The sequence below is a fragment of the Burkholderia sp. 4NA327C6 genome, from assembly GCF_005502655.1.
Taxonomy (GTDB): Bacteria; Pseudomonadota; Gammaproteobacteria; order Burkholderiales; family Burkholderiaceae; genus Burkholderia; species Burkholderia contaminans.
Window position 1 is genome coordinate 23,102 of sequence record NZ_SCNZ01000072.1, and the last position, 7,133, is coordinate 30,234.

Consider the following 7,133-nt stretch of genomic DNA (forward strand, 5'->3'; position numbering starts at 1 on the left):
GCGGGGCGAGCGGAAGAGGCGAGGCCGCGCGTCGATCAGTCGGCTTCCCCTTTTCGGCTTCCCGTCTGCGCGATCGTGCCGTGGGCAGGCAACATCGTCGTATCCGCGCGCCCGGTGTTTGCCGCGGGCCCGAAGCGCGTCTCCCAGCCGCCGCCGAGCGCCTTGCACAGCGTGACGAGATGCATCGCCGCGTCGGCCTCGCTGGTCTCCTGCTGGCCTTGCGCGTCGAACAATTGCCGCTGGGCGTTGAGTACGTCGAGATAGTCGGCCGCACCGGACCGGTATTGTTGCTGCGCAATCGCGAGCGCACGCTGGTTCAGCGTCACGATCGCGACGAGTCGATCGTGGCGCTGCTGTTCGGCGTGATAGACCACCAGCGCATCGTCGACTTCGCGCCATGCTTCGAGCACGGTGCGCTGATAGACGATCGCGGCTTCCTGCTGCTGTGCCCGGCGCAGGTTCAGCATGCCGGTCAGGCGCCCGCCCTGGAAGATCGGCAGCGAGATCGACGGCCCGACCACGAACTGACCCGACGCCCAACTGGCGAGACTCGACAGCTGGAGGCTCTGGAAACCGGCACTGCCGTTCAGCGTGATGCGCGGATAGAAGTCGGCCTGCGCCACGCCGATGGCGGCGGTCGCCGCATGCAGCTGCGCCTCGGCCTGACGAATGTCGGGCCGGCGTTGCGTCAGTTCGGACGGCAAGCCGATCGGCACGCTTGCCGGAAGCCCGGGCACCGCATGCGGTGCCTCGAGGATCGGATCCAGCGCGCCAGGCGGTTGCGCGAGCAGCACGCCGATTGCATTCGCGCGTGTCGCGCGACGCGATTCCAGCATCGGCAGCCGGCTCTCGATCGAGGCCACCTGCGCAGCCGCATTGGCCACGTCGAGGTCGGTCGTCACACCGTCCTTGCGGCGAATGCGGACGAGTTTCTCCAGGTCACGCGCGATGGCGAGGTTCTGCCGGGCGATCCGCAACTGGGCCTGCGCGTCGCGCAGCTCGAGGTAGTCGCGTGCGAGTTCCGCGCGGGCCGACAGCAGGACCGCGTTGCGCGCTTCGTACGAGGCCTGGGTGAGCGCATCGGCCGCTTCGACGCCGCGCCGCACGCGCCCCCACAGGTCGAGTTCCCACGACGCATCGAAGCCGGCCTGGTAGAGGTTGTAAGCCGGCGAGCCCGACGAGCCGGGCGCGGCGGCCACGCCGAACGGCGTATCGCCCGAGGCCGACTGCGTCGGTGCCGCGCTCGGCGTGACGCCGAGCAGCGACAGGATGCCGTTCTCGCTGCCGCGCTCGCGATCGTACGAACCTGCCGCGGCGAGCGTCGGCAGCTCGGCCGCACCGGCAACGCGCCGTTCGGCCCGGCTCTGCCGCAGCCGTGCCGATGCGGCCGCGACGTCGAGATTGGCGTCGGCCAGGCGCTGTTCGAGCGTATTCAGCACGGGGTCGTCGAACAGGGTCCACCAGTCGGCGTCGACGGCGGCCTCGACGGGCTGGCTGGGGGCTTGCAGGGTTTGCGTGCGTGCAAACACGGGCGGTACCGTGCTGGCCGGCGCCTCGAAGTTCGGCCCCATGGTGCAGGCCGTCAGCGCGGCGCCGGCGATGAGCGCAAGCGTCGCCGCGCGCAGGATGCGAATGGGGTTCATCGTTGCGCCTCCTGCCGGGTCGCGGTCTCGCGATGCGCGCCGGTGTCGACGCTCGCTTCGACGGACAGGCCCACGCTCAGCGCTGCGGCCTGCTCGTGCGGCCCGTCGATGGCGATCTTGACCGGCACGCGCTGGACGACCTTCGTGAAATTGCCGGTGGCGTTGTCGGGAGCGATCGGCGCGAAGCTCACGCCGGTGGCCGGCGCGAGGCTCGCGACATGGCCCGCGATGCTGACGCCCGGCAGGCTGTCGACGCGGATGCGCACGCGGTCGCCCGGATGCATCGCGCCGATCTGGTTTTCCTGGAAATTCGCGATCACGTACGCATCGTCGAGCGGCACGATCGCGAGCAGCGGCGCGCCGGGCGTGACGAAGGCGCCGACCCGTGCGGTGCGGCGGCCCACCTTGCCGTCGACGGGCGCGCGGACTTCCGTGTACGACAGGTTCAGCTTCGCCTGGTCGAGCGCGGCCTCGGCGCGGGCCAGTGCGCCGTTTGCCTGGTCGCGCCGGGCGCGCAGCACGGCGAGGTTCTGGCTGATCGACGCGAGCGCGGCCGCGTCGCCGGCACGTTTCGCCAACTGCCCGGCCAGCGTGCTGGCCGCGCGTTGCTGCTCCTGCGCGGTGCCGGCGCCGTTGTCGGCCAGGTCGCGGTAGCGGGCGTCGTTGGCCTGCGAGAACTGCACGGCCGCATCGTCGGCGCGCAGCGCGGCGCGCGCCTGGTCGACGAGCGCCGGCTGGCGGGCGATCTCGGCGTCGTCGTTGGCCACCGCCGCGCGGGCGGCTTCCACGTCGGCCTGCGCGCTCGTCAGCGCGGCGCGAAAATCTCGGTCGTCGATGCGCAGCAGCAACTGGCCGGCCCGCACGTGCTGGTTGTCGTCGACGAGGACTTCGACGAGCGGCCCGGCGACGCGCGGGGCGACGAGGGTGAAGTCGGCCGCGATGTACGCGTCGTCGGTCGTTTCGGTATGCGAATCGATGAAGCGATGCGTGCCGGCGCAAGCTGCGACGCCGACGGCGATCACGAGCGCGGCGGCGGCAAGCGCCTTGTGCTTGGGGGAGATGGCGGATGACATGGCGATCGTCTCTCAGTGCGAGGAAGGAGGTTGCGGGGCCCACGGCGGTGCGATCCGCACCGGCAGCAGCGGCACGAGCAGCAGCAGGGCGAAGGCGACACCGGCGGCCAGCCGGTACAGATCGGCCGAGGCCAGCACCAGCGCCTGCTCGTGCAGCCGGTGCGCGAGCGGGGCGAGGCCGGTTGCGTTGTCGACCACGGCCTCGGCGCTCAACTGCGCCCGGTTGCCGAGCTGGTCCACCAGCCGGTTCGAATGCAGGTGTTCGCGGGCCGTGCCCCATGTTTCGAGCAGGCCGGTGGCCAGCGCTGCCGAAAAGGTTTTCAGGGAATTGAACATGGCCGACGCGAACGGCCCTTCGGCGGGCGGCAGGCCGGTGGTGACGCCCATCAGGATCGGCAGGATCAGCATCGGTTGCGCGACGATCTGGATCGACTGGAGCCAGTAGAAGTCGTCGCGGATCCACTCGGTCGTGATCCGGCTGCCCGCGACGCAGGTGAGCGCCATCAGCAGGCAGCCGGTGGCCAGCACCCAGCGCGAATCGACCCACCGCAAGTTCAGGAGCGCAGCCGTCAGCGGCAGGCTGAGCAGCAGCGGCACGGCGACCAGCAGCGACAGCGGCGCGGTCTGCAGCGGTCGGTAGCCGTGCACGCCGGCGAGATGGTGGCCCGGTATCGCGGCCACCGCGGTCAGCAGCATCACCGCGCCGGCCAGCGTGAGCAGTCCGTGCGTGAAGTTGCGGCGCGCCAGCAGTTGCAGCCGGAAGAACGGCAGCGGATGAAACCATTCGTTGACGAGGAAGGCGACGAGCAGGGTCAGGCCGCCTGCCGTGAGTGCGCGGATCGTCGCCGACTCGAAGCCGTCGAGCCGGTCGGCCTGCAGCAGCGCGACGACGAGCATCGCCACGGCGGGGAATCCGGTAAGGAATCCGGACCAGTTGAACGCGCGTAACCGTTCGGGTTTCGGTGTATCGGCGGGCAGGCCGTAGCCGATCGCCGCGCAGCAAGCGATGCCGAGCGGCACGATTTGCCAGAACACCATGCGCCAGTCGGCGAACTCGGTCCACAGCGCGGCGAGCGGGGTGCCGAGCGCAGGCCCGAAGGTCGCGGTCATCGCATAGCCTGCGAGCCCGTACAGCTTCGCTTTCGGTGGCAGGTAGCGAAGCGCCGCGATGATGAGCATTGGCGGCAGGCAACCGCCGGCGATGCCCTGCATGACGCGCAGCACGGTCAGCGCGGCGACGCCCGGCGCGAACGGGCACAACACGCCGAGCATCAGCGTCGCCAGCACCGCGCCGATCGTGAAGCGCTTCAGCGTGAAGGTGACGCCGAACCACGGCGCGAACACCATGGTCGCGACATTGGCCGCCTCGAACAGCGCGGTCAGCCAGCTGCCGTCGTCGTGTCCGATGGAGAGCGCGCCACGGATGTCGGCCATCGCCGCGGCAGTGACCTGTTCGTTGAGGATGGCCAGCAAGGACGCGAGCAGCATGCCGGCCAGGCCGGTTGCAAGGCGAGGCGTCAGGATGGGCGGCGCGGCGGCGCTGGCCTGGGCTGGAGGCGCCGTGGCGATGGCCGGCAAGGAGACGGTATTCATGATGTCGAGTGTTTCGAATGGGTTCGGATGGCTCGGGGTCTGGCGGGCGGCGATCACGAAATCGCCACCGTGAAAGCACGATACATCCTTCAGGATTTGCCGATAATTGGTCTGATTCGGGAATCATCCTCTCGGAAATCGGGAGGAGACTCGCATAAAAAAACGCCGACGGATTCCCGTACGGCGTGTGTGTCTCTCGATGAAAAAAAGCAGCCGGATAGATGCCGGGGCGTGGCGAAACGGCGGCCCGGTGCCGCGGGTCAGAGTTCGGTGACGATGCTCGCGATGAACGCGTCGATGGCTGTTTCGTCGCGGGCGACGAAGCGCCACTGACCGATCGTCGTCGCCACGATCAAGCCGGCCTCGCGCATCACGGCGATGTGCGCCGACACGGTCGATTGCGACAACCCGCTGCGTACCACGATCGACGAAAGCGGCACGCCGTGTTGCGAGCGGAGTCGTGCGGCGTCCGGCAACAACGTATCGGGCGACTTGAGCCAGCGCAGGACATCCCGCCGGAACGGATGCGCCAGCGCCTTGTGAGCGAGGTCGACGTCGATCATGGCGCGCGCCGGCTCAGTGCCGCCCCACGCAGCGATGCACGAGCGCGGCGGCGAGCCCGGCCGCGATACCGAACGCGACCACGCCGTGCCAGCCGAAGCGGGCCATCAGCGCGCCGCTGACGGTTGCACCGAGTGCGCCGCCGACGAAGGTCGCGGTCATGTAGAGGCTGTTGATGCGGCCCTGTGCCTTCGGATCCGCGGCGAACGCGCGTGTCTGGTTCGCGACCAGGCCGGCCTGCACACCGATGTCGAGCACCACCACGCCGATCACGAGCAGCGCGAGCGAGCTGCCGGCGCCGGCGAGAATCAGGTAGGACACCGTCACGATCGCGATGCCCAGGCCGATCACGCGGCGCGTGCCGATCCGGTCCGACGCCCGGCCGCCGATCGTGGCGGCCAGCGCGCCTGCCGCGCCGATGAGGCCGAAGCCGCCGGCCCACGCGCTGCCGAGGTGCCACGGGCCGTCGGCCAGCAGCGCCGCGAGATTGACCCAGAACGCATTGAATGCGGCCCACAGCAGCGCCTGCACGACCATCGATTCGCGGATCGGACGATGCGTGCGCGCCAGCGTCCACAGCGACGCGAGCAGCCGGCCATACGACAGCGTAGTGCTCGGCACGCCGCGCGGCAGCAGCCACGCGGCGGCGATCCCCACCGGCACCATCGCGGCGGCTTCGACCGCATACACCGCACGCCACCCGGCGTGCGCGGCGATCAGGCCGCTGACCGCGCGGCCCAGCAGGATACCGACCATGATGCCGGTGACGACCGTACCGACGTTGCGTCCGCGTTCATTGGGTGCGGACATCACGGCCGCGAACGGCACCAGTTGCTGCGGCACGCAGCTGACCACGCCGAGCGAGAACGCGGCACCGATCAGCGCCCATACGCCCGGCGCCAGCGCGGACGCCACCGCGAACGCGAAGGCCAGCACGATCTGGCCCAGCACCAGCTTGCGCCGGTCGTAGCGATCGCCGAGCGGCAGCAGCAGCGCCAGCCCGGTCGCGAAGCCGAGCAGCGCCGCGCCGGCCACGAGGTCGGCCGTCGCCGGGGCGACGTGCAGGTCGTGTGCGATCAGCGGCAGGATCGGCTGCGTGCAATAGATGTTGGTCACGACCGCGCCGGCGATGGCGGCCATCGCGACGATCTTGCCGCGCGATGCGGTGGTGGGCGGCGTGGCGGCAGGCGGTGCGATGGGCGGCATGCCCGACGCGACAGGGAATTCGTTCATGGCAGGCTCCTTTTTCATGGCGATCGGCCGCCGCAGACAACGGAATCGGCCGGCGACGACGAGGTGAAAGAAGCGTACTGCCTTGCACTGGAAAAGATAATCCACCAGAATCTGGAATCATCTTTCCGTAATTCGAGAGGCAATATGAACCGCCTGGAGTCGATGTCCATGCTGGTCGCGGTGATCGATGCCGGCAGCATGTCGGCCGCCGCGCGCCAGCTCGGCATTCCGCTGGCGACCGTGAGCCGCAAGATCGCGGATCTCGAGGCGTACCTGAATACGCGGCTGTTGCATCGCACGACGCGGCAACTGTCGCTGACCGAGGCCGGAGAATCGTATGTCGCCGGTTGCCGGCGCATCCTCGACGACATCGCGGAAACCGAGCGTGCCGCCACCGGCGAATATGCGGCGCCGCGTGGCGAGCTGATCGTCACCGCGCCGATCGTGTTCGGGCGTCTGCATATCGTGCCGGTGCTGGCTGCGTTCCTCGCCCACTATCCCGAGATCGACGTGCGGCTGGTGCTGACCGATCGCGTCGCGCATCTGATGGAAGAGCAGATCGACGTCGCGCTGCGGATCAGCGAATTACCCGACAGCAGCTTCATGGCGACCCGCGTCGGCAGCGTGCGCCGCGTGATCTGCGCAAGCCCGGCGTATCTGGCGGCGCATGGCACACCCGCCGAACCGGCCGATCTGGCGCGGCATCAATGCATCACGTTCGAGGTGCTGGCGTCGCGGCGCGCGTGGGTGTTCGACGGCGAGAAGGGCGAGCTGACGGTGCCGGTGCACTCGCGCTTCGCGGTGAATACGGCCGAGGCGGCCATCGATGCCGCGGTGCTCGGTGTCGGGCTGATTCGCGTGCTGTCGTATCAGGTTGCGCAGGCGCTGCGCGATCGCACGCTGGACGTGGTGCTCGACGCGTTCGAATCGCAGCCGTTGCCGGTCAGCCTGGTGCACAAGGGGCAGGCGCCGATGCCGCTGAAGCTGCGCGCGTTTCTCGATTTCGTCGCGCCGCGGTTGCGTGAACGGA

Annotated in this window: 6 protein-coding genes; 1 reads left to right on the forward strand and 5 read right to left on the reverse strand. The window is 69.5% G+C overall.

The window, feature by feature from the left end:
• Positions 1-35: 35 nt before the first annotated feature.
• The 5 genes from FFS49_RS38940 to FFS49_RS38960 form a co-directional block, all read right to left on the reverse strand.
• Positions 36-1,643 (reverse strand): efflux transporter outer membrane subunit, encoded by a 1,608-nt coding sequence (locus FFS49_RS38940; protein ID WP_105817921.1) that lies wholly within the window; start codon positions 1,641-1,643, stop codon positions 36-38.
• Positions 1,640-2,716 carry an HlyD family secretion protein gene (locus FFS49_RS38945; protein ID WP_105817920.1) on the reverse strand — a complete coding sequence of 359 codons (1,077 nt, stop codon included), beginning with the start codon at positions 2,714-2,716 and terminating at the stop codon, positions 1,640-1,642. The genes FFS49_RS38940 and FFS49_RS38945 overlap by 4 nt, the downstream gene beginning before the upstream one ends.
• 12 nt (positions 2,717-2,728) lie before the next feature.
• Positions 2,729-4,309: an MFS transporter gene (locus FFS49_RS38950; RefSeq protein WP_105817932.1), complete on the reverse strand. Its 1,581-nt coding sequence runs from the start codon at positions 4,307-4,309 to the stop codon at positions 2,729-2,731.
• A gap of 260 nt (positions 4,310-4,569) precedes the next feature.
• A complete protein-coding gene (locus FFS49_RS38955; protein WP_071336251.1) occupies positions 4,570-4,872 on the reverse strand; it encodes a helix-turn-helix domain-containing protein in 303 nt (100 codons plus the stop codon).
• 13 nt (positions 4,873-4,885) lie between these two features.
• Positions 4,886-6,076, reverse strand: coding sequence for an MFS transporter (locus tag FFS49_RS38960; RefSeq protein ID WP_105817931.1), 1,191 nt, complete (start codon positions 6,074-6,076; stop codon positions 4,886-4,888).
• Between the two features lie 171 nt (positions 6,077-6,247).
• Here FFS49_RS38960 and FFS49_RS38965 point away from each other — a divergent pair.
• Positions 6,248-7,133 (forward strand): LysR family transcriptional regulator (locus FFS49_RS38965; RefSeq protein ID WP_137951059.1); only part of this gene is annotated, 886 nt, incomplete at its 3' end.

Coding starts and splice junctions, on each gene's coding strand:
- FFS49_RS38940 (WP_105817921.1), bottom strand. CDS start 1,643: ATGAACCCCATTCGCATCCTGCGCGCGGCGACGCTTGCGCTCATCGCC.
- FFS49_RS38945 (WP_105817920.1), bottom strand. CDS start 2,716: ATGTCATCCGCCATCTCCCCCAAGCACAAGGCGCTTGCCGCCGCCGCG.
- FFS49_RS38950 (WP_105817932.1), bottom strand. CDS start 4,309: ATGAATACCGTCTCCTTGCCGGCCATCGCCACGGCGCCTCCAGCCCAG.
- FFS49_RS38955 (WP_071336251.1), bottom strand. CDS start 4,872: ATGATCGACGTCGACCTCGCTCACAAGGCGCTGGCGCATCCGTTCCGG.
- FFS49_RS38960 (WP_105817931.1), bottom strand. CDS start 6,076: ATGCCGCCCATCGCACCGCCTGCCGCCACGCCGCCCACCACCGCATCG.